This is a genomic window from Microlunatus sp. M237, assembly GCF_056896895.1.
In genome coordinates, this window is record NZ_JBXHBL010000003.1 from 41,800 (window position 1) to 61,750 (window position 19,951).

17 protein-coding genes and 1 tRNA gene are annotated in these 19,951 nt (G+C 67.9%); 6 read left to right on the top strand and 12 right to left on the bottom strand.

Going from position 1 to position 19,951, the window contains the following annotated elements:
• Positions 1 to 2: 2 nt before the first annotated feature.
• From AC1XX3_RS11300 to AC1XX3_RS11315, 4 genes are all read right to left on the bottom strand, one after another.
• On the bottom strand, positions 3 to 941 hold the full coding sequence (locus AC1XX3_RS11300) for a carbohydrate ABC transporter permease (protein WP_483321225.1): 939 nt from the start codon (positions 939 to 941) through the stop codon (positions 3 to 5).
• Positions 941 to 2,767: a twin-arginine translocation signal domain-containing protein gene (locus AC1XX3_RS11305; RefSeq protein ID WP_483321226.1), complete on the bottom strand. Its 1,827-nt coding sequence runs from the start codon at positions 2,765 to 2,767 to the stop codon at positions 941 to 943. The genes AC1XX3_RS11300 and AC1XX3_RS11305 overlap by 1 nt, the downstream gene beginning before the upstream one ends.
• Positions 2,768 to 2,841: 74 nt before the next feature.
• Entirely contained in the window at positions 2,842 to 3,990 is a 1,149-nt protein-coding gene (locus AC1XX3_RS11310; protein WP_483321227.1) for a mandelate racemase/muconate lactonizing enzyme family protein, read from the bottom strand.
• Complete coding sequence (locus tag AC1XX3_RS11315; RefSeq protein WP_483321228.1) at positions 3,987 to 5,327, bottom strand: alpha-L-fucosidase; 1,341 nt, start codon at positions 5,325 to 5,327, stop codon at positions 3,987 to 3,989. The genes AC1XX3_RS11310 and AC1XX3_RS11315 overlap by 4 nt, the downstream gene beginning before the upstream one ends.
• A 224-nt stretch (positions 5,328 to 5,551) precedes the next feature.
• On the opposite strand from AC1XX3_RS11315, the gene AC1XX3_RS11320 reads away from it, so the two are divergent.
• The gene (locus AC1XX3_RS11320; protein WP_483321229.1) at positions 5,552 to 6,217 is read left to right on the top strand and encodes a GntR family transcriptional regulator; all 666 of its coding nucleotides are present in this window, start codon (positions 5,552 to 5,554) and stop codon (positions 6,215 to 6,217) included.
• Between the two features lie 10 nt (positions 6,218 to 6,227).
• On the opposite strand, the gene AC1XX3_RS11325 is transcribed toward AC1XX3_RS11320, so the two are convergent.
• The 6 genes from AC1XX3_RS11325 to AC1XX3_RS11350 form a co-directional block, all read right to left on the bottom strand.
• Entirely contained in the window at positions 6,228 to 7,667 is a 1,440-nt protein-coding gene (locus AC1XX3_RS11325) for an acyl-CoA carboxylase subunit beta (RefSeq protein WP_483321230.1), read from the bottom strand.
• 1 nt (position 7,668) lies between these two features.
• On the bottom strand, positions 7,669 to 8,928 hold the full coding sequence (locus tag AC1XX3_RS11330) for a beta-ketoacyl-[acyl-carrier-protein] synthase family protein (RefSeq protein ID WP_483321231.1): 1,260 nt from the start codon (positions 8,926 to 8,928) through the stop codon (positions 7,669 to 7,671).
• A 100-nt stretch (positions 8,929 to 9,028) separates the two neighbouring features.
• Positions 9,029 to 9,274 (bottom strand): acyl carrier protein, encoded by a 246-nt coding sequence (locus AC1XX3_RS11335; protein ID WP_483321232.1) that lies wholly within the window; start codon positions 9,272 to 9,274, stop codon positions 9,029 to 9,031.
• A gap of 96 nt (positions 9,275 to 9,370) precedes the next feature.
• Positions 9,371 to 10,369 carry a beta-ketoacyl-ACP synthase III gene (locus AC1XX3_RS11340; protein ID WP_483321233.1) on the bottom strand — a complete coding sequence of 333 codons (999 nt, stop codon included), beginning with the start codon at positions 10,367 to 10,369 and terminating at the stop codon, positions 9,371 to 9,373.
• Entirely contained in the window at positions 10,366 to 11,583 is a 1,218-nt protein-coding gene (locus tag AC1XX3_RS11345) for an acyltransferase domain-containing protein (RefSeq protein ID WP_483321234.1), read from the bottom strand. Before AC1XX3_RS11345 ends, AC1XX3_RS11340 begins: the two co-directional genes overlap by 4 nt.
• A 157-nt stretch (positions 11,584 to 11,740) precedes the next feature.
• Positions 11,741 to 12,973 (bottom strand): PucR family transcriptional regulator, encoded by a 1,233-nt coding sequence (locus tag AC1XX3_RS11350; protein WP_483321235.1) that lies wholly within the window; start codon positions 12,971 to 12,973, stop codon positions 11,741 to 11,743.
• A 77-nt stretch (positions 12,974 to 13,050) separates the two neighbouring features.
• Between AC1XX3_RS11350 and AC1XX3_RS11355 the strand changes: the two genes are divergently transcribed.
• Both AC1XX3_RS11355 and AC1XX3_RS11360 read left to right on the top strand, forming a co-directional pair.
• Positions 13,051 to 14,088, top strand: coding sequence for a PHP domain-containing protein (locus AC1XX3_RS11355; RefSeq protein ID WP_483321236.1), 1,038 nt, complete (start codon positions 13,051 to 13,053; stop codon positions 14,086 to 14,088).
• A 10-nt stretch (positions 14,089 to 14,098) separates the two neighbouring features.
• Complete coding sequence (locus tag AC1XX3_RS11360) at positions 14,099 to 14,854, top strand: inositol monophosphatase family protein (protein ID WP_483321237.1); 756 nt, start codon at positions 14,099 to 14,101, stop codon at positions 14,852 to 14,854.
• 92 nt (positions 14,855 to 14,946) lie between these two features.
• On the opposite strand, the gene aceE is transcribed toward AC1XX3_RS11360, so the two are convergent.
• Entirely contained in the window at positions 14,947 to 17,709 is a 2,763-nt protein-coding gene (aceE, locus tag AC1XX3_RS11365; RefSeq protein ID WP_483321238.1) for a pyruvate dehydrogenase (acetyl-transferring), homodimeric type, read from the bottom strand.
• 259 nt (positions 17,710 to 17,968) lie between these two features.
• On the opposite strand from aceE, the gene AC1XX3_RS11370 reads away from it, so the two are divergent.
• The 3 genes from AC1XX3_RS11370 (at position 17,969) to AC1XX3_RS11380 (ending at position 19,016) form a co-directional block, all read left to right on the top strand.
• Positions 17,969 to 18,400 carry a DUF3052 domain-containing protein gene (locus tag AC1XX3_RS11370; protein ID WP_483321239.1) on the top strand — a complete coding sequence of 144 codons (432 nt, stop codon included), beginning with the start codon at positions 17,969 to 17,971 and terminating at the stop codon, positions 18,398 to 18,400.
• The gene (locus tag AC1XX3_RS11375; RefSeq protein ID WP_483321240.1) at positions 18,397 to 18,873 is read left to right on the top strand and encodes a peroxiredoxin; all 477 of its coding nucleotides are present in this window, start codon (positions 18,397 to 18,399) and stop codon (positions 18,871 to 18,873) included. The genes AC1XX3_RS11370 and AC1XX3_RS11375 overlap by 4 nt, the downstream gene beginning before the upstream one ends.
• A gap of 69 nt (positions 18,874 to 18,942) precedes the next feature.
• A tRNA-Val gene (locus AC1XX3_RS11380) sits at positions 18,943 to 19,016 on the top strand.
• Between the two features lie 254 nt (positions 19,017 to 19,270).
• Here the strand turns inward: AC1XX3_RS11380 and AC1XX3_RS11385 are convergent.
• Positions 19,271 to 19,744 carry a nitroreductase/quinone reductase family protein gene (locus tag AC1XX3_RS11385; protein ID WP_483321241.1) on the bottom strand — a complete coding sequence of 158 codons (474 nt, stop codon included), beginning with the start codon at positions 19,742 to 19,744 and terminating at the stop codon, positions 19,271 to 19,273.
• Positions 19,745 to 19,951: the final 207 nt, after the last annotated feature.

Consider the following 19,951-nt stretch of genomic DNA (forward strand, 5'->3'; position numbering starts at 1 on the left):
CCCTACTTCAGTGAACCGATCAGGGCACCTTTGACGAAGTGCTTCTGGACGAACGGGTAGGCGATCAGCGGCGGCACCATGGCCACCACGATCAGGGCGTACTTCAGCTTGTCGAACAGCTCTTTGCGGCGGAGCAGCTCGCCGACGTCAGGACCACCGAGCTGGGCCGGGTTGACGGCGCTCTGGGCCAAGATGTCGCGCAGCACGAGCTGGAGTGGATAGAGGTTGGCGTCGGTCAGATAGATGAAGGCCGAGAACCAGCCGTTCCACTGGGCGATGCCGTAGAACAACAAGTTGACGGCGATGATCGGCTTGCTGAGGGGCAAAGCGATCCGGAAGAAGAACCGGAAGTCCGACGCCCCATCCACCCGCGCTGCCTCAAGCATCTCGGTGGGGACGTTCATCTTGTAGAACGTCCGGGTAATGATCATGTTGAAGACGCTCATCGCACCGGGGAGGATGATCGCCCACCGGGTGTCCAACAGGCCCAGCTGGCGCACCACGATGTAGGTCGGGATGATACCGGCGGACAGCAGGGTGGGGATCAGGAAGAAGAACGTGATCAGGCGTCGGAAGGGTAGGTCGTCCCGCGACAGCGGGTAGCCGGCCAGGATGGTCAGCGCTGTCCCGAGTAGGCCACCGACGATCGCGTAGATCATCGAGTTCACGAAGCCTGTCACCAACTGTGGCGACGCCAGGATCGTCTTGTAGGCATCGGTGTTGAAACCGACCGGCCAGAGCTTGACCGCGCCGGAGTTGATCGCGGCGGCGCTGGAGAACGAGGAGCTGAGCACGTAGATGAGCGGGTACAGCACCGACAACGTGAACATGCCCAGCACCACGTAGTTGATCACATAGAACGCGCGGTCGGACTTGGGCTCTCGGATCGGGCGGTCGACCCGCGCAGTTGCGCGGGCCGACTCAGCCTCGGCGACAGCCATTACTTCGGCCGCCGGTCGTACGCCTCCTGATGCAGCTGCAGATACTGCTCCAGCCCCATGGCGTCGAACTTCGCTACGTAGTCGTTCCAGGCGGCGTCGTCGTTGATGTCCAGGTCCCCGACGGCGAACTTGGCCAGTCCTTGCCGTACGTGGTTGTAGATGGAGACGGCGGTGTCAGCCTTCTGCGCGGCGCCTGCCTCGTCGAAGATCAGCGGCGGGAGCATGAAGTCCTGCGGCTGCTTGAACGGCTCGTACACTGTGGAGGCCTCGTAGAGGTCCCGCTCGAAGTCAGGGGCCTTCGGATCGATGTACTGACTCAGACGGAAGTCGTTCGACCGGTACATGATCGAGTACTGGCTCCACGACTCGCCCTGCGGGGCAGGGAACTTCTGCAACGCGAACACAGCCTGCTTGCCGTTGATGCCCTTGGTGTCGGCCTTGGCCCAGTCCCAGTTGTCGCCCTGGGTGCCGCCGTAGCCGCCCATCAACCCTTCGAGCTCCATCTGGTAGTCGGCCCACTGCACCATCAGCTCCGGGTTGGCGCACTTGGTGGTGATGACCATGCCCTCGCCGCGGTAGCCGTAGTAGTTCCACGCGGTGTAGGCCACGCCCTGCGGACCCTTCAGCGGCGGCACGGCGACGTAGTCGCGCCACAGTGCGCCCTCGTCGTAGTTGATGTCGACGAAGCTGCCCCAGTAGTAGGCGCGGACGAAGCCGAGTCGGCCCTGGTTGCCGGCCTTGAGGAACGCCTCGTCGGGCATCGTGAAGGTGTCACGCGGCAGCAGACCGTCGTCGAAGAGGGAGCGCAGGAACTTCAGTCCTTCGCGCCACTCGGGCTTGTTGGCCACCAGGTCGACCTTGCCGTTGTCCAGCCGCAGCCAGCCGCCGTTCTGGTCACCACCCGGGTTGTAGAGGAACGCGTTCATGATGAACCGGTCGATCTGGTTGTTGACGTTGGCGGCGAACGGGATGAGGTTCTTCTTCGGGCTCGGGTCGTTGTCCTTCATGGCCTGCAGCAACTGCCGGAGCTCTTCGGTCGTCGTCGGGATCTTGCCGCCGACGGCGTCCAGGTACTTCTTGTTGACGAAGGCACGGCTGTCGCTGACGCGGCAGTGGTAGCAGTCGTTGATCCCGCGGAACTGGTACGTCTTCCCGTCGGTGGCCGCCATCAGGGCCTTCCAGTCGGGATAGTCGGTCATCTGGCGACGCATCTCGGGCGCGTAGGTCTCGATGTAGTCGTCCAGTGGAGCGAAGATGCCCTGTTGTCCGTAGAGCGAGATCTGGTCATCGGAGAAGGGGATGCCGACGAAGGCGTCGGGAAGATCGCCGGAGGCCAGCATGGCGTTGATCTTGGTCAGGTCGACCGAGCCGTCCGAACCGCGGATCAGCACCGCCTGGTACTCGACCTTCAGGCCGGTACGCTTCTCCAGCCACTGGCTGAACTTGTTCTTGTTCCAGTCGCCGACGATCTGGGCATCCTGCTGGACGACAACTTTGAAGGTCTTCGAGCCGTCGGAGAACGGCTTCTTCTCGCTGGCTCGAGGGCCGACATAGCCCTCGGGATACTGTACGCCGGGCGTCTCCGGCCCGAACTGGACCTGTTCCACACCCTCGAGGCCCTCGGGGGTGACCGGGCCCTCGTCACCGTCGGAGGAGCAGGCGCCCAGCAAGCTGGGAACGCCCACTGCTCCGGCGCCCACCGCAGTCGCCTTCATGAAGGTGCGTCGAGACAGGCTCGAGGAGGACCCCACCTTGGATTGGTTAGATGACATCATTCGCATTTGCTCCACTTCGTCTCGCGTCGGCTCTGACAGCGGGTACAGCATCACTAAAGATCGGATCTATTGTCAATAGGTGAAGCATGATCCCGCCTTGGTGTGGAACGGTGGGCGCGGCGCGGTCAAGCTACGGTCATCGCTGTGAGAGCGTCGCGGTCCCAGGCGATGCCCAGCCCCGGTACATCCGGCGCCGTTGCGCGCCCCTGGCGGACCAGGATCTCCTCGGTCATCACCGCCCGCAACTGCGGGATGTGCTCCAGGTACAAGGCGTTCGGGATGGCGCACACCAAGGGCAGATGAAGCTCCATCAGGAAGTGTGGGGCAATCTTCACGTTGTAGCTGGCGGCGAGGTGTGCCACCTTCAGCCACGGCGTGATCCCGCCGATCCTGGCGACGTCGACCTGCAGGATCCCAGCTGCTCCCTGTCGCAGGTACTCCGCGAACTGGGTCGGGGCGTACATGCTCTCGCCCACCGCGATCGGGATGCTGGTCGACGCGGCAAGTGCGCGGTGGCCGCCGATGTCGTCAGCCGGCAACGGCTCTTCGAACCAGAAGATGTCGACCGGCTCAAACAGGGCCGCTCGTCGTTTGGCCTCCGCCACCGTCAGGCTCTGGTTCGCGTCGACCATGATGTCCATATCGTCGCCGACGGCTTGACGAACCGCCTGCAGCCGTTCGGCGTCCTCGTGACCACGCGGCTTCCCGACCTTGATCTTGACGCCATGCAGACCCCGGCCTTTCGAGGCGAGAGCCTGCTCCACGAGCGCCGCGCCGTCCAGGTGGAGCCAGCCACCCTCGGTGTCGTAGACGGCCACGTCCGGCCGGGCACCGCCGGCGAGCCGCCACAACGGCAGCTGAGTAGCGTGGCTTCGGGCGTCCCAGACGGCCGTGTCCAGGGCAGCCAGGGCCAACGCGGTCAGCACCCCTGTCGTGGTCGCCCTGGTGACGTCGAGAGCGGCCATCCAGATGGCCTCGTAACGGTGCACGTCCAGGCCGATGATCTTGTCCAGCAGGGCCGAGCGCAGCAGGCTCAGCACGGCCTCCCCGCCGGTGCCGATGGTGTAGGAGTAGCCGAGGCCGGCCACGCCCGAGGCCGTCTCGATCTCCACGAAGATCGTCTCTTGCTTGACGAAGCTCTGCATCGCGTCGGTGCGTTTGACCTCAACCGGGATGTCGCACAGCCACGCGCGGGCACGGACGATCGGGTCGCCGTCCGGCACGACCGGTGAATCAGCGCAGCTGGCGTCGGCGATATCCGCCGAGCTGCTCATGTGCGTGCCGCCAGCTCGATCGCGATGACGTCGACGAGCGCTCCGGTCGGCGTCGGGGCGTTGATCCTCAGCTCGCCGGTCACCTCGTCGGCACCCTTGAGCAGCTCGTGCACCTCGACGTTCGTCGTGTACGCCAGGTCGGTGCCGGTCGCCAGCAACCGCACCTGGCGCACCCGGGTGACCGGCAGGCCGCGAACCACCACGTGCTCCACCGGGAGCATGACCAGGTGGAGATAGACCGTGTCGCCCCGGCGGGTCACCGGGCCGTAGAACTCCACGGTGGGCTCCGGATCGACGCCGAGGACGCTATCGCGGTGCACCGTGAGCCACCGACCGATTCCCTGCAGTGCCTCCACCTGCTGCGGCTGCAGTGCTCCGGTGCCGGTGGGTCCGATGTTGAGGAGCAGGTTGCCGCCGCGGGCGACGACCTCGATCAGGGTGCGGACCAGGGAACGTGTGCTCTTGACCACGGTGTCGTCTGGTCGGTACGCCCAGGACTCCCCGATGGTCAGGCACAGCTCCCACGGCCCAGCTGGGGTCTGACGGGGCATGCCCTGCTCCGGGGTCTCGTAGTCGCCGTTGCCGGGAAGCCGCCCGTTGATCACCACATCGGGCTGGAGGGACTTGATCAGGGCGCGGAGGTCGCGCGCGGTCCATTCCTCCTCGGTACGTTCCCACTGGCCATCGAACCAGAGCAGGTCAATGGTCCCGTAGCGGGTGAGCAACTCGGTCAGCTGGCCACGGAGGTACTCCAGATAGCGTTGCCACGCCTCAGGGCTCGGGCGCCGGTAGGGACTCGGGACGGAGTCCGCCATGCCCAGCCGGTACGGGCGATCGGCGTCAGTGAAGGCTGGATAGTCCGGATGGTGCCAGTCAGGCAGGCTGTAATACAGGCCGACGCGGATGCCTACTCGGCGCAGTGCGGCGGTGTACTCGGCGGTCACGTCGCGGCCGAAGGCCGTATCGGCGATGCCGAAGTCGGAGTGCTCGGAGTGGAACATGTTATAGCCGTCATGGTGGCGGGCAGTGAAGACGGCGTAGGTGGCACCGGCGTCTCGGAGGACGGCCGCGAGGCGATCGGCGTCCCACTCCACCGGGTTGAACGTAGCCGCGGTCGAGTGATACTCGTCGACGCCCAGGACGGCTTCCGGACCGTCCTTCCCGGGAATGATCGACACACCGACCAGCGGCCAGGAGATCTCGATGCCGCGCTGGCTGCAGTGGTCCCAGTGGATGAATACTCCAAATCCTGCGTGTCGGAACCACTCGCCCTCGGGGGTGAGTCCTCGTTGCTGAGCCTGCACCAGGTGCCCGGGGTCGGACGTCATCGCGGTCATATCTGCCTCTCATCGTCGGATAATATAGGATATAGGAATTTCCGGCTGGGCTGTCTAGGGTTCCGGCGAAGGATCTGCCGACGGAGGTGGGGATCGATGCCCCGCGTCTCGCACGCCCCAGTGACTCCGTGAGAAGGTTTGGTGTGGGCTCGCAGGAGGCAGTTGACGAATCGGCGTCTGCGCCGGAGGGTCGTACCACGGCCACCACGCAGGGTCGGTCGGCAGTGCGCACTGTGCTCGCCGACACGGTGTACGAAGCGGTGCTGACCCAGCTGATCGACCACACCCTGGAGCCAGGCGGCCGTATAGGAATCGATGCACTCGCCCGCGATCTGGACGTGTCCCCGACCCCGGTGCGCGAGGCGTTGGCCCGGTTGGAGTCGGAAGGTCTCGTGCAGAAGGTCCCGCTGCGGGGATACACCGCGAGCCCGCTGCTGGACGCGGACGGATTTCGCCGGTTGTTTGAGATGCGCAGCCTGCTGGAGCCGTATGCGACTGGCCGTGCCGCTGAGCGCATTGAACCGGCCGATATCGCGGCGCTGGAAAGTTCTATTCAGGCGATGCGCCGGATCTCCAGTAACGCGGAGTTGGGCAGTCGGGAAACCAGCCGCGACTTCGCCGTTGAGGACGCTCGGTTACACGCGATCATCGCTGCAGCAAGTGGCAACTCGTTGCTCGCCGAGGGGATTGAGCGGCTGCGCGCACACCGACATCTCTATCGGCTCTACTTCGTCCGCGGGATCGCGGAAGAGACCAACCGGGAGCACGAGGACATCACCGCGGCACTGCGGGAGCGGGCACCCGCGGCAGCCGAGGAAGCGATGCGTCGCCACATCGAGCAGTCCCGACGGCGGTTGGAGCGTGCCTTCGCAGAGCTGCCTCCGCGCTAGCGATGCCGGCTCACAGGGGAATATTGGTGTGCTCGCCTCGCTTGCCGCTGTCGGCCTCGGCGACGGCGCGCGCGAGAGCTGACCGTGTCACGGCCGGGGACACGATCTGGTCCACCACGCCGATCTCGACGGCCTTCGCCACGCCGCCCGCGATCCGCTCGTGCTCGGCGGCGAGCTCGGCCTCGACCTGCGGTCGTACGTCGTCGGCCACGGCAGCCAGCTTGCGGCGGTGCAGGACGCGCACAGCGGCCACCGGACCCATCACCGCGACCTCCGCCCCCGGCCAGGCGAAGACCTTGGTGGCCCCCAGCGAGCGGGAGTTCATGGCGATGTAGGCGCCGCCGTAGGCCTTGCGAGTCACCAGCGTGACGCGCGGGACCACGGCCTCGGCGAACGCATGCAACAGCTTGGCGCCGCGGCGGACCACGCCGTCCCACTCCTGGCCCACCCCGGGCAGATAGCCGGGCACGTCGACCAATACCACCAGCGGCACGCCGAAGGTGTCGCACATCCGGACGAAGCGGGCGGCCTTCTCGGCGCTGAGGGAGTCGAGGCAGCCACCGAGGCGCAGCGGGTTGTTCGCCACCACCCCCACGGTGCGACCGCCGAGACGACCCAGTGCGACGGTGACGTTCGGCGCCCAGCGGGCGTGCAGCTCCAGCGTCGTGCCCTCGTCCAGCACCCCGTCGATCAACGGGTGCACGTCGTACGCCCGCCGGGGGGACTGTGGCAGCAGCGCGGCCAGGTCGACGTCGGGGACGTCGTCGGCCACCGTCGCCTGCATCGAGAGCAAGGTGGTGAGGGTGCGGCCGCGCTCGAGCGCGTCCGCCTCGTCGTCGGCGACGATGTGGACCACGCCGGACCGGCGCCCGTGGGTGTCCGGCCCGCCGAGGCGCAGCATGTCGACGTCCTCACCGGTGACGGAGCGGACCACGTCGGGACCGGTGACGAAGATCCGGCCCTCGGGCGCCAGGATGACGACGTCGGTCAGCGCCGGACCGTACGCCGCACCGCCGGCCGCGAACCCCAGCACGATGGAGATCTGCGGGATCTTGCCGGAGGCCTGGGTCATGGCGTGGAAGATCTTGCCCACGGCGTGCAGCGAGATGACGCCCTCGGCCAGCCGGGCGCCACCGGAGTGCCAGATGCCCAGGACGGGGACCCGGTCGGCCATCGCGCGCTCATACGCCTTCACCACCACGTCGCAACCCTGCAGGCCCATCGCCCCACCCATCACGGTGGCGTCGGAGCAGAACGCGACCACCCGACAGCCGTTGATGGTGCCGATCGCCGCGAGCATGCCGGAGTCGTCGTCTGGCGTGATCAGCTCCACCGAGCCCGGGTCCATCAGCGACTGCAACCGGAAGTTGGGATTACGCGGGTCCAGCTCCCGGGGCAGCTTCTCCTTCACCGGGGCCGGCTTCGGGGTGGCGTCGGCGGTGGTGGTCATGTCAGGCTCCCGTGGCGTACTGGTTGGTGAAGGCCACCGCGACGTTGTGTCCGCCGAAGCCGAAGGAGTTGTTGATGCCGGCGATGTCGCCGTCGGGAAGCTCGCGGGCCTTGGTGGCGATGTCGATGCCGAGGTCGGGCTCGGGGTTGTCGAGGTTGATGGTGGGGGGCACCACCCGGTGGTGCAGGGCGAGCAGGGTGGCCATGCACTCCAGCGCTCCGGCGCCGCCGAGCAGGTGCCCGGTCATCGACTTGGTCGAGGTGACGATGGCATCGGTGTCCTCACCGAGCGCCTGCCGGATCGAGCTGGCTTCGGTGGCGTCGCCGGCCGGAGTCGACGTGGCGTGGGCGTTGACATGCACGATGTCGGAGGCGGCGAGGTCGCCCTCGACCAACGCCTTGCGCATCGCCTTGGCCTGCCCGTGACCGGTGGGCTCGGGCGCCACCATGTCGTGTGCGTCGGCACTGATGCCGGCGCCGGCCAGCTCGCCGTAGATCCGCGCGCCGCGGGCCTGTGCATGCTCGAGGGTCTCGATCACGAAGATCACCGCACCCTCACCCATCACGAAGCCGTCCCGGTCGATGTCCCACGGTCGCGAGGCCCGCTCGGGATCGTCGTTGCGGCGGCTCATCGCCTGCATCTGGCCGAAGGCGCTGAGGGTCATCGGGTGGATGACGCCCTCGGTGCCGCCGACCACGGCCACGTCCGCGCGACCCAGTCGGAGCATGTCGAGTCCCATCGAGATGGACTCGTTGCTGGAGGCGCAGGCGGAGACCGGGGTGTGCACGCCGGCCGTGGCGCCCAGCCGCAGGCTGATGTTGGCCGCCGGCGCGTTCGCCATCAGCATCGGGATCGCCATCGGGCTGACCCGGCGCGGTCCCTTCTCCTTGAGCGTGTCCCAGCTCGACAGCAGGGTGGTCATGCCGCCGATGCCGCTGGCGACCACGACGCCGAGCCGGTCGCGGTCGATCGGGTTGTCGGGGCCGAGACCCAACCCGGCGTCCTTCCAGGCTTCCATGGCCGCAACCACGGCGAGCTGCGCCGAGCGGTCCAGCCGCCGGGCCTCGACCCGCTCCAGGATCTGGGTGGGGTCGACGGCGGCAGGGGCCGCGATCTTCACCGGCAGCTCCTCGACCCAGGGCTCCTCAAGCCGGCGGACGCCGGACCGGCCGGCCAGCATGGCCTCCCAGGTGCTGGCGACGTCGCCACCCAGGGGGGTGGTGGCGCCGAGTCCGGTGACGACTACGCGGGTGCGACTCATGGGGTGTGCTCCTCAGGGTCAGGCTCAGACGGTGTGGCGTTGGCGACGGCGTCGCCGGGCGGGGTCGGGGCCACCGAGGTGTCGGTGGCCCCGTGCCGTGTCAGGAAGCCGCGCGCTCGATGTAGGCGACGGCGTCGCCGACGGTCTTGAGGTTCTTGGCCTCTTCGTCGGGGATCGAGACCGAGAACTTCTCCTCGGCGGCGTAGATGATCTCCACCATCGACAAGGAGTCGACGTCCAGGTCGTCGGTGAACGACTTGTCCAGGTGAACGTCGTCGGCCGGCACGCCGGCGACCTCGTTGACGATCTCAGCCAGGTCTGCGCGGATCTCTTCGGTGGTGGCCATGAAAGGCGCTCCTTTTCCTTGTGTGTAACAGTGCTGCCCGGATGGGTTGTTCCCGCCGGGTGAGCGGCAGCGCTCGCCCGACGAAGCATGGGGGTCCTAGGGGAGGACGATGACCTGAGCGGCGTAGACCAGCCCGGCACCGAAGCCGATGATCAGGCAGGTCTGGCCGCTGCGGGCCTGGCCGGACTCCAGCAGCGCCTCGATGGCCAGCGGGATGGAGGCGGCCGAGGTGTTGCCCTGGACGGCGATGTCGCGCGCGACCACCACGTCCGACGGCAGCTTGAGTGCCCGGAACATGGCATCGGTGATGCGCATGTTGGCCTGGTGCGGGACGAAGACATCGAGATCCTCGGGAAGGAGCCCGGCGACGTCCATCGCCTCGGCGGCGACCTTGGCCATGGCGTAGGACGCCCACTTGAAGACGGGGTTGCCGTCCATCTGCAGCACCGGCCACTGAGGCTGCTCGGCGGCCATCACCACGTCCCAGGGCTCGCTCTGGGTGATCAGTCCGGCCTGCTCGCCGTCGGAGCCCCAGACGACCGGGCCGATGGCCGCGGTGGTGCTCGGACCGATGACCGCGGCACCTGCGCCGTCGGCGAAGATGAAGGCCGTGGACCGGTCGCCGGTGTTGGTCATGTCACTGAGCCGCTCCACCCCGATGACCAAGACATACTTGGCCGCCCCGGTCCGGACGAACGAGTCGGCCATCGCGGTCCCATAGCAGAATCCGGCGCAGGCCGCCGAGATGTCGAAGGCGGCTGCCCCCTTCGCGCCCAGCTCGGCGGCGATCGTGGTCGCGACCGACGGAGTCTGGGAGAGATGCGTCACGGTGGAGACGATGACGGTGTCGATCTGGCCCGGCTCCACGCCGGCTCGCTCGATCGCCTTGCGCGCCGCGGCCACGCCCATCATCTGGACGGTCTCGTCCTCGCTGGCCCAGCGCCGCTCGCGAATGCCGGACCGGGTCCGGATCCACTCGTCGGAGGAGTCGATCATGGTGCAGATCTCGGCGTTGTCGACGACGCGGCGGGGACGGTAGCCACCGAAGCCGAGGATGCTGGCGAACCGGGACCCGGTCGAAACCGTCAGCGTCATCGCGACACCTCCGTGGCATCGTGGCTCTCCACCGTCGGGTACAGCCGCAGCAAGGGCTGGCCGGGTGCCACCGGGTCGCCGTTCTCCACCAGCCACTCGACCACGATGCCGCCGTGCGGCGCGCTGACCGGGATCTCGTCGCGCAAGTTCTTCACCAGGCCGACGGTGCTGTTCAGCGGCAGCACCGAGTCGGTGTCGATGTCGTCGGTCCGGGTGAACTGGCCCTTGCCCGGCGAGACCACCAGACGCCAGGTCGGATTTCCGGCGATGGGGGAGGAGTGCGTCTGGCCGCCGTGCTTCTGGACGAAGTCCATCGCCGCCGGGAGCTGGTCGGGTGTGTTGAGAGCGAACAGCTCGACGCCCTTGAGATTGCGCTTGGCGATGCCGGTCAGCGTGCCGGCGGGCGGCATCTCGAGCAGACCGGTGACGCCGAGATCGGCCATGGCCGCCATGCAGAGGTCCCAGCGGACGGGGGAGGCCACTTGACCGACAAGGCGCTTGAGCACGTCCTGGCCGTCGTGCACCACCTGGCCGTCGGCGTTGGACAGCAGCCGGGTCCGTGGGTCGTGGGTGGAGATGGCGCGGGCCAGGGTGGCGAGCTGGGCGACCGCCGGCTGCATGTGCACGGTGTGGAAGGCGCCCGCGACGCTCAGCTGGATCAGCCGGGCCCGCGCCGGCGGGGTGGCCGCGAAGGCGGCCAGCTGCTCGACGGTGCCGGCGGCCACGATCTGTCCGCTGCCGTTGTGATTGGCGGCAGTCAGCCCGTGGGCGGCGATCGAGGCCAGCACCTCGTCCGGGTTGCCGCCGATCACTGCCGTCATCGAGGTGGGGGTGGCAGCGCTGGCGGTGGCCATCGCGCGTCCCCGCTCCCGGACGAAGACCATGGCCTGCTCGGCGGAGAGCACGCCGACGCCGGCCGCGGCTGTGATCTCGCCGACGGAGTGGCCGGCGGTGACCCCGATGAAGCCGAAGGCATCAGTCGGGTGCGGGAAGAGCTCGAGGGCCGCCAGCAGGCCGGAAGCCACCAGCAGTGGCTGGGCGACGGCGGTGTCGCGGATGGTCTCCGCGTCGGCGACCGTGCCGTAGTGCGTCAGGTCGAGACCCGAGACGGCCGACAGCCAGGTGAGGCGATCGGCGAAGGACGACTCGGTCAGCCAAGGGCCGAGGAAGCCGGGGGTCTGTGCGCCCTGACCGGGCGCGACGATAGCGAGCACACCTTTACTCTTTCGTGACCTGACCGGTCACGTCGTGCAGGACACGACGAATCTGTCGACCCGGTGTTGTAGGAACCCTACAAACCGCTCGTCACCTCCGGGTGGCCCGCCGGAGACCAATCTGGCTTCCCCGGCAACGATCCCGGCCCCGTCGGCGCTACTCGGGCGGTGTGTCGGTGTTGGTAGATCCGATCAATCGCCCCAACGTGAGCGAGAGCCGCAATGCGTACGCATCGCGGGGGTCGGTGGGGGAATATCCGCTGATCTCGGTGATCCGACGTAGCCGGTAGCGCACCGTGTTGGCGTGCACGAACAGCGCCCTGGCCGCACCCTCGACCGACGATCCCTGGTCCAGAAAGGTGACCAGCGTCTCCAGCAGCCCCCCGCCGGCGTTCGCCAGCGGGTCGTACAGGTCGCGCGCCAGGGCGCGGCGGGCATGACCGTCGCCGGAGAGGGCGCGTTCGGGCAACAGCTCGTTCGAGCCGACCGGCCGGGGCGCCTCCGGCCAGGCCGGCGCGGCGCGGTACCCGGCCAGTGCGGCCCGGGTGCTGACGGCGGCCTCCATCAGATGGTCGACGGCGGGTCCCACCACGATCGGCCCGGGGCCGAAGAAGCCGGCGAACTTGCGGACCACCTCGACCGCATGGTCGGCGGTGGCCAGCTCGGTGCCGCCCAGCACCAGCACCAGTCGGTCGCCCTGGACGGCGCCCAGGGTGTCCACACCGGCGATCGCGGCGATGTGCCGGATCGACTCGACAGCCTGGGCCGGGTCGGTGTCGGGCGCCTCGCCCACCACGACCACGACCGAGGCGGTGGAGCGCCAGCCCAGTGTCGAGGCGCGCGACAGCACCGCCTCGTCGGTCTCACCCCGCAGCACCGCGTCCACCACCAGTGACTCCAGCCGAGCGTCCCAGGCGCCACGCACCTCGGCGGCACGGGCGTAGATCTCGGCGGCGGCGAAGGCCACCTCTCTGCTGTACTGGACGATCGCCGCGTGCAGGATGGGCCGGTCCGGGCGCGGCATCACCTCGTCGATCTGGTGCTCGACCACGTCGATGGTGGTCCGGACCAGCTCGACGGTCTGCGACAGCGAGATCTTGCGAGCGAGCTCACGGGGTGCGGAGCCGAAGACGTCGGAGGTGCTCGGTCCGGCGGGGTCCGGTTCGGCGAACCATTTCACGAAGCCGTCGATACCCGCCTGGGCCACCAGGGTGATCCAGGACCGGTGCTCGGCGTCCAGCCGCTGGAACCAGCGGTGCCGGTTCTCCATCTCGGCGATGGTCGCGGTGGTCATCGCGCCGCTGACCGCAGACAGTCGTCTGGCGACGGTGGCCCTGGTCTTCGCCGAAGGGAGCAGGGACTTGTTGATCCCCCGCACGGTTGCCGCCATAGGGTGAGCCTAGTGTGCGGCCGCAGGTGGCCGGACCAGGAAGGACAGTCGGTGAGTCAACGTCATCTGGGGCCGAGATGAGCGGCGGCGTGGACCCGGTCGGCGCCCTGCGCGAGATCGGCTTCTTGCTTGAGCGCAGCCGTTCCGACACCCATCGGGTCAAGGCGTACCGCAACGCGGCCGACGCAGTCGCCGCGCTGACCGACGCCGAACGGGCCGCCCACACGGCGAACGGCAGCTGGAACACCGTGGCGGGAATCGGTCCGAAGACCGCGCTGGTGATCAGCCAGGCGGTCGCCGGCGCGGTGCCGGACTATCTGGCGCAGCTGCGCGACGCCCGCGAGCCGCTGGCCCGGGGCGGGACGTCAATGCGAGCGGCGCTGCGCGGCGATCTGCATTGCCACTCGACCTGGTCCGACGGGGGCAGCCCGGTGGAGGAGATGATGGCGACGGCCCGCTCGCTCGGCCACGAGTACTGCGCGATCACTGACCACTCACCGCGGCTGAAGGTGGCCCGCGGACTCAGCGCCGAGCGGCTGCGGCAGCAGATGGAGCTGGTGGCGGATCTGAACGAGGTGATGGCGCCGTTCCGCGTGCTGCAGGGCATCGAGGTCGACATCCTCGACGACGGTGACCTCGACCAGGATCCCGGCTTGCTCGCCGAGCTGGACGTGGTGGTGGCCAGCGTCCACTCCAAGCTGCGCTCCGATTCGGAGACCATGACCCACCGGATGGTCCGGGCCATCGCCAACCCGCGCACGAACGTCCTCGGGCACTGCACCGGACGGTTGATCGAGGGGGACCGCGGCACCCGGCCGGAGTCGACCTTCGACGCCGAGGTGGTCTTCGAGGCGTGCCGTACGTTCGGGGTCGCGGTGGAGATCAACTCCCGACCCGAGCGACGGGACCCGCCGACCCGGCTGCTGCAGCTGGCGATCGACATGGGGTGTGTCTTCTCCATCGACACCGACGCGCACGCGCCCGGCCAGCTGGATTTCCTGGCCTACGGGTGCGAGCGCGCCGAGGGCCTCGGACTCGACCCGGACCGCGTGGTCAACACCTGGCCGCTGGACCGGTTGCTGGCCTGGTGCGGAGGCGCTGCGACGGGCGACTAGGGTTCGGTCCGTGAATGATCTGAGTCTGGCCGCCGAGCTGGTTCGAAGTGCCGGGATGCTGGCGCAGAAGATGCTGACCGAGGGCCTGGAGACCGAATACAAGACGTCGGTCTCCGACGTGGTCTCCGATGCCGACCGGGCCGCTGAGGAGCTGGTGGCAAGCCGGCTGCGGGCTGATCGGCCGGACGACGGGTTGGTCGGTGAGGAGGGTGCGGCCAGTCCCGGCGAGCGCACCTGGTTCATCGACCCCGTCGACGGCACCTACAACTTCTTGTCCGGCGTGCCCTACTGGTGCTCGGCGGTGGGTCTGACCGACGCCGAGGGTTCAGTGCTGGGCGCGGTGTACTACCCAGCGGTCGACGAGCTGTGGCTGGGCGGCCGGGACCATCCCACCACCCTCAATGGCGTTCCGGTGGCCCCACTGACCCGCCGGCCGCTGGCCGAGGTATCGGTCACCAGCTATCTGCATCCGGCGTCGATGTCGACCAGTCCGTCGCGGCCCAGCTGGGAGGCGGCCGTGGCCGGAGCTGCCACCTTGCGGATGCTCGGCTCCGCCTCGATCGACCTGTCGTACGTCGCCGGCGGGCGGCACGGAGTCTTCCTGCAGCCCAACGTGAACGACTGGGACTGGTATCCCGGGGCCGCTCTGGTCATCGGTGCCGGCGGTGTGGCCGAGGTGCTGCAGGTCGGCGAGACCCGCTGGCACGTCGCCGGCAACGCGCAGGCGGTGGCCGACGTCATTGCGGCGCTGCGCAGCGTGGCGTGATCACCGGCTGAGCCGGCCCGAACACCCGAGAAGGCCCGGATCCTCTGGAGGATCCGGGCCTTCGTCGTTCGCGGGGTGCTGGTCGGTGCCGCTCAGGCCCCGGCGCCCTCCTGGGCCACCCCGGCGACCGAGGTCGGGTCACCCAACGAGTAGCGGGCGAACGCCTCGGCGGCCGCGGTCGGGTCATACTTCCCGTCCCGAGCCAACGTCTGCAGCGTTGCCACCACGATCGACTGCGCGTCGACGAGGAAGAATCGCCGCGCCGCAGCGCGGGTGTCGGCGAAGCCGAACCCGTCGGTGCCGAGCGAGCACCAGGCGTTCGGGACCCAGGGGGCGATCTGGTCCTGGACCGCACGCATGTAGTCGCTGACCGCGATCACCGGGCCGTGCGTGTCCTCCAGCGCGGTGGTCACGAACGGCACCCGGCGGTCCTCATCCGGGTGCATCAGGTTGTGGTGCTCGGTATCGACCGCGTCGCGCCGCAGCTCGTTCCACGAGGTCACCGACCAGACGTCGGCGGACACGTGCCACTCCTCGGCCAGGATCTTCTGGGCCTGCAGCGCTGCCGACATGGCCACACCGGAGGCGAGCAGCTGAGCGCGGGCGTTCTCGCCGTTGGGCTCGGCCGGTGCGAACCGGTAGATGCCCTTGAGCAGGCCGTTCACGTCCAGGTCGGCCGGGGCGCTGGGCTGGTGCACCGGCTCGTTGTAGATCGTCACGTAGTAGATGACGTTCTCGCCGTCCGGGTGCTCGGGATCGTCATGGCCGTACATCCGCCGCAGTCCGTCGCGGATGATGTGGGCGAGCTCGAACCCGAATGCGGGGTCGTAGTGCACCACGGCCGGGTTGGTCGAGGCCAGCAGCGGCGAGTGCCCGTCAGCGTGCTGCAGACCCTCACCGGTCAGGGTCGTCCGGCCGGCGGTGGCACCCATCAAGAAGCCACGGGCCATCTGGTCGGCCATGGCCCAGATCGAGTCGCCGGTCCGCTGGAACCCGAACATCGAATAGAAGATGTAGAACGGGATCATCGGCTCGCCCTGCGTGGCATACGCCGAACCCGCCGCGATCGTCGACCCCATCGCACCGGCCTCGGAGATGCCCTCGTGCAGCAGCTGCCCCTTCTCGGATTCCTTGTAGGACAGCAGCAGCTTGCGGTCGACCGACTCGTACGTCTGGCCGTGCGGGTTGTAGATCTTGGCCGTCGGGAACATCGAGTCCATGCCGAAGGTGCGGAACTCATCGGGAGCGATGGGCACGATCCGCTGGCCGATCTCCTTGTCCCGCATCAGGTCGCGGAGCAGCCGGACGAAGGCCTGGGTGGTGGCCACCTTGGTCTTCTCGCCGGGCGACTCCATCAGCGGGGCGTACACCTTGTCGCCGGGCAGAGTGAACACCTTGCGCTTCACCCGCCGCTCCGGGAGGTAGCCGCCGAGTGCGCGCCGCCGCTCCTGCAGGTAGCGGATCTCCTCGGAGTCCTCGCCCGGGTGGAAGTACGGCGGGTTGTACGGATCCTCGAGCTGGTCGTCACTGATCGGCAGATAGAGCCGGTCCCGGAAGGCCTTGAGGTCGTTGGTGTTGAGCTTCTTCATCTGGTGGGTGGCGTTCTTGCCCTCCAGCGCGTCGATGGTCCAGCCCTTGACCGTCTGGGCCAGGATCACCGTCGGCTGCCCGACGTGCTCAGTCGCTGCCTTGAACGCGGCGTAGACCTTGCGGTAGTCGTGGCCACCGCGGGACAGATGCTGGATCTGCTCGTCGGTCATGCCGGAGACCATCTTCTTCAGACGTGGGTCGCCGAAGAAGTTCTCCCGGATGTACGCCCCATCCTCGACCAGGTAGGTCTGGAACTGACCGTCCGGGGTGGTGTTCATCTTGTTCACCAGGGCACCGTCGGCGTCGGCGGCCAGCAGCGGGTCCCAGTCGCGGCCCCACAGCACCTTGATCACGTGCCAGCCGGCGCCGAGGAAGATCGACTCGAGCTCTTGGACGATCTTGCCGTTGCCACGCACCGGCCCGTCCAGCTGCTGCAGGTTGCAGTTGATCACCCAGGTGAGGTTGTCCAGCTCCTCGCGGGCGGCGAGGCCGATGGCGCCGAGGGACTCGGGCTCACCCATCTCACCGTCACCGAGGAAGGCCCAGGTGCGCTGCTGTGACGTGTCGGCGATGCCACGGTTGTGCATGTAGCGGTTGAACCGCGCCTGATAGATGGAGTTGATGCCGGTGAGCCCCATGGAAACGGTGGGGAACTCCCAGAAGTTGGGCATCAGCCGCGGGTGCGGGTACGACGACAGGCCGTTGCCCTGACCGCGCGAGACCTCCTGACGGAACCCATCGAGGTGGTCGCTGGTGAGCCGGCCTTCGAGGAAGGAGCGGGCGTAGACGCCGGGGGAGGCGTGACCCTGGATGAAGACCTGGTCACCGCCGCCGGGGTGGTCCTTGCCACGGAAGAAGTGGTTGAAGCCGACCTCGTACAGGCTGGCCGCACTCTGATAGGTGGCGATGTGCCCACCGACCTCAAGACCCTTGCGGTTGGCCTTGGACACCATGATGGCCGCATTCCAGCGGATGAACGCCCGGATCCGACGCTCGATGTGCTCGTCACCAGGGAACCACGGCTCAGCCTCGGCCGGGATCGTGTTGATGTAGTCGCTGCTGCGCAGGGCGGGCAGCCCGACGTGGCGCTCGCGCGCGTGCTCCAACAGCTTCAGCATGATGAACCGCGCGCGGTGCTTGCCCTTGTCGTCCAAAACGCCGTCCAGGGACTCCAGCCATTCGGCGGTCTCCTCTGCGTCGATGTCTGGAATCTGGGACGACAGACCTTCCGCGGTGATGGCCGGGCGGTGTCCGGGCTTAGCCATTAAGGCTCCTATCGTTGCTCCCAGCGTGGGTGATGCTGGCCTATCTGATGATGGATACCCCTATCCTGTCACTTCTGGCCTGAGAGGCGCAGACCGGACACCGGTTGGCGCCGTTGGGTGCCCCGCCCGCGAGCGAACGGGGCCCAGCTGACGGTGCGGGGTTCCCCATCGCAGGCCGCTCTGGCAGGCTTGCCCCCAAGGGAGAGACCTTCTCCCCATCTGAACAGGCGGTGCAGATGCGCTGAGTGGAGGCAGGGGCGTGAGTTCGCAGGCAGGGCCGGGGGAGCTGAAGACTTCGGCAGCAGGAAACAAGTTCGGTCTGACTGAGGGCCTGGTGGTTCAAGAACTGGGCTGGGATGAGGACGTCGACGACGCAGTCCGCGTCATGGTTGAGGAAGCGATCGACGGCGAGCTGATTGAAGAGGCCGTGGAGGCTGTTGACGCCGTGCTGCTGTGGTGGCGCGACGGTGACGGCGACCTCGTCGACGGGCTGGTGGACGCCCTTCCCGACCTCACCGAGTCCGGCTACATCTGGCTGATGACCCCGAAGGTGGGGCGCGACGGTTACGTCGACGCCACGGACCTCGCGGAAGGTGCGGTGACGGCCGGGCTGGCGCAGACCAACAGCGTCTCGGTGTCGTCCGACTGGGCAGCGACCAAGCTGGTGCGCCCGAAGACCGGGCGCCGGTGACGGTTCCCGCGATCGGCACCACCGCCCCGGACTTCACCACCCGCAACCAGCACGGCCAAGATCTCACCCTGTCCGGTCTCCGCGGCACCCCCGTGGTGCTGGTCTTCTTCCCGTTCGCCTTCTCCGGCGTCTGTACCGCCGAGCTCGGTGAGCTGCGTGATCACACCGCCAGGCTGCAGGACGCCGGCGCCCGGCTGCTGGCGGTGTCCACCGACGCCATGTTCGCGCTCCGGGTCTTCGCCGAGCAGCAGCAGCTCGGCTTCGACCTGGGATCTGATCATTGGCCGCACGGGGCCATCGGCTCGGCCTATGGCGTCTTCGACCCAGCGATGGGCTGTGACCAGCGAGGCACGTTCGTGCTGGACGCGGACCACACGATCGTCTGGAGTGTGGTGAACCAGATCGGCCAGGCCCGGGCGATCGGTGATCTGCTCGCGGCCCTGCCGCGTGCCGCCGTCGACTCGCGCCGATAACGGACGACCCGGAAGAACTGGCCCGACGGCGGCGGAGCCGATATCGTGAGCCGCTGCACAGAGCTTTGCGGGCGCATAGCTCAGTTGGTTAGAGCACTTGGTTTACACCCAGGGGGTCAGGGGTTCGAGTCCCTTTGCGCCCACCGTTCGGTCGACGATCCAACCCTGTCCCCGTGATCGGTGGGCAGGGTTGCTTCGTTGTGGTCCAGGTGAGTGTCGGATGGAGCCGGCCGGTGCGCTGGCAGAACTCGGCGTGCAGCCGGTCGGCCGGGGTGAGGGTGGTTTCGCAGGCGCCGGTGAACTCCGAGGTCGGTGTGCGATTCGCAGCCAGGGTGCAACGATGCCCGCGACCTCTTTTAGATATTCCGCTTCACGTTTCGTCACGTCCTTCGGTTGTTCAGGGCTGCCGTAAGGCGGGCGGGTCCGCAGTGGCGCGGATCTCGAAGACGGCGACGTTGTCGCTGGCGGCGGCGAAGTCGGCGGGGTCGGCGCTCTTGACGAGTCCGATGCGGATGAAGAACTGGACGCCGTGGGGCACTTCGGTGGGAAACGCGGTCATGACCTGTTTGCGCAGGGAAGGGTCTGTGACTTCGATGAGGTCGATGTCCTCGTACGTGCGTCCTCTGGTGAGTCGGGCGCGGCCCGCGGCGCGGGCGTTCTGAGCCCAGCTGGAGTTCGCGAGTCCGGCGATGACGAAGCGGTGTCCGTCGACGGTGAGGGGTGAGACAGGTGTCGATCGTGGTTCACCGGTGGTTCGGCCGGGGATCGTGATGATGTGGATGGTCCCGAGCGGCACCCCGAGGCGATGCAGGAGCTTCACCACGCGGTTTGCTGGCTTCAGCCATCCGGGCAACCGGCCGGTGTCGGACATGGGCGTGCTCCTTCGCGGGGTTGAAGTTCGGCCAATGCGAGACGGCCGTCGGCGGCTTTGGCGATGACAAGCGCGTAGTGGTCCGCGGCGGTGGGAGCGGCGTTGTGATACCCGCGCCTCCGCTAAGGTTTGATGCGGGAACATCCCAACCTGGTTAAATGCCAGACCGGGATAGTCCCGTATCGGAGATACTATGTCCGGAGGTGT

What these genes read in the sequence shown, in the direction of transcription:
- AC1XX3_RS11325 (WP_483321230.1), bottom strand. Translation starts at nt 7,667, where the DNA reads ATGACCACCACCGCCGACGCCACCCCGAAGCCGGCCCCGGTGAAGGAG.
- aceE (WP_483321238.1), bottom strand. Translation starts at nt 17,709, where the DNA reads ATGGCTAAGCCCGGACACCGCCCGGCCATCACCGCGGAAGGTCTGTCG.
- AC1XX3_RS11310 (WP_483321227.1), bottom strand. Translation starts at nt 3,990, where the DNA reads ATGAGCAGCTCGGCGGATATCGCCGACGCCAGCTGCGCTGATTCACCG.
- AC1XX3_RS11340 (WP_483321233.1), bottom strand. Translation starts at nt 10,369, where the DNA reads ATGACGCTGACGGTTTCGACCGGGTCCCGGTTCGCCAGCATCCTCGGC.
- AC1XX3_RS11385 (WP_483321241.1), bottom strand. Translation starts at nt 19,744, where the DNA reads ATGTCCGACACCGGCCGGTTGCCCGGATGGCTGAAGCCAGCAAACCGC.
- AC1XX3_RS11350 (WP_483321235.1), bottom strand. Translation starts at nt 12,973, where the DNA reads ATGGCGGCAACCGTGCGGGGGATCAACAAGTCCCTGCTCCCTTCGGCG.
- AC1XX3_RS11330 (WP_483321231.1), bottom strand. Translation starts at nt 8,928, where the DNA reads ATGAGTCGCACCCGCGTAGTCGTCACCGGACTCGGCGCCACCACCCCC.
- AC1XX3_RS11315 (WP_483321228.1), bottom strand. Translation starts at nt 5,327, where the DNA reads ATGACCGCGATGACGTCCGACCCCGGGCACCTGGTGCAGGCTCAGCAA.
- AC1XX3_RS11300 (WP_483321225.1), bottom strand. Translation starts at nt 941, where the DNA reads ATGGCTGTCGCCGAGGCTGAGTCGGCCCGCGCAACTGCGCGGGTCGAC.
- AC1XX3_RS11305 (WP_483321226.1), bottom strand. Translation starts at nt 2,767, where the DNA reads ATGCTGTACCCGCTGTCAGAGCCGACGCGAGACGAAGTGGAGCAAATG.
- AC1XX3_RS11355 (WP_483321236.1), top strand. Translation starts at nt 13,051, where the DNA reads ATGAGCGGCGGCGTGGACCCGGTCGGCGCCCTGCGCGAGATCGGCTTC.
- AC1XX3_RS11335 (WP_483321232.1), bottom strand. Translation starts at nt 9,274, where the DNA reads ATGGCCACCACCGAAGAGATCCGCGCAGACCTGGCTGAGATCGTCAAC.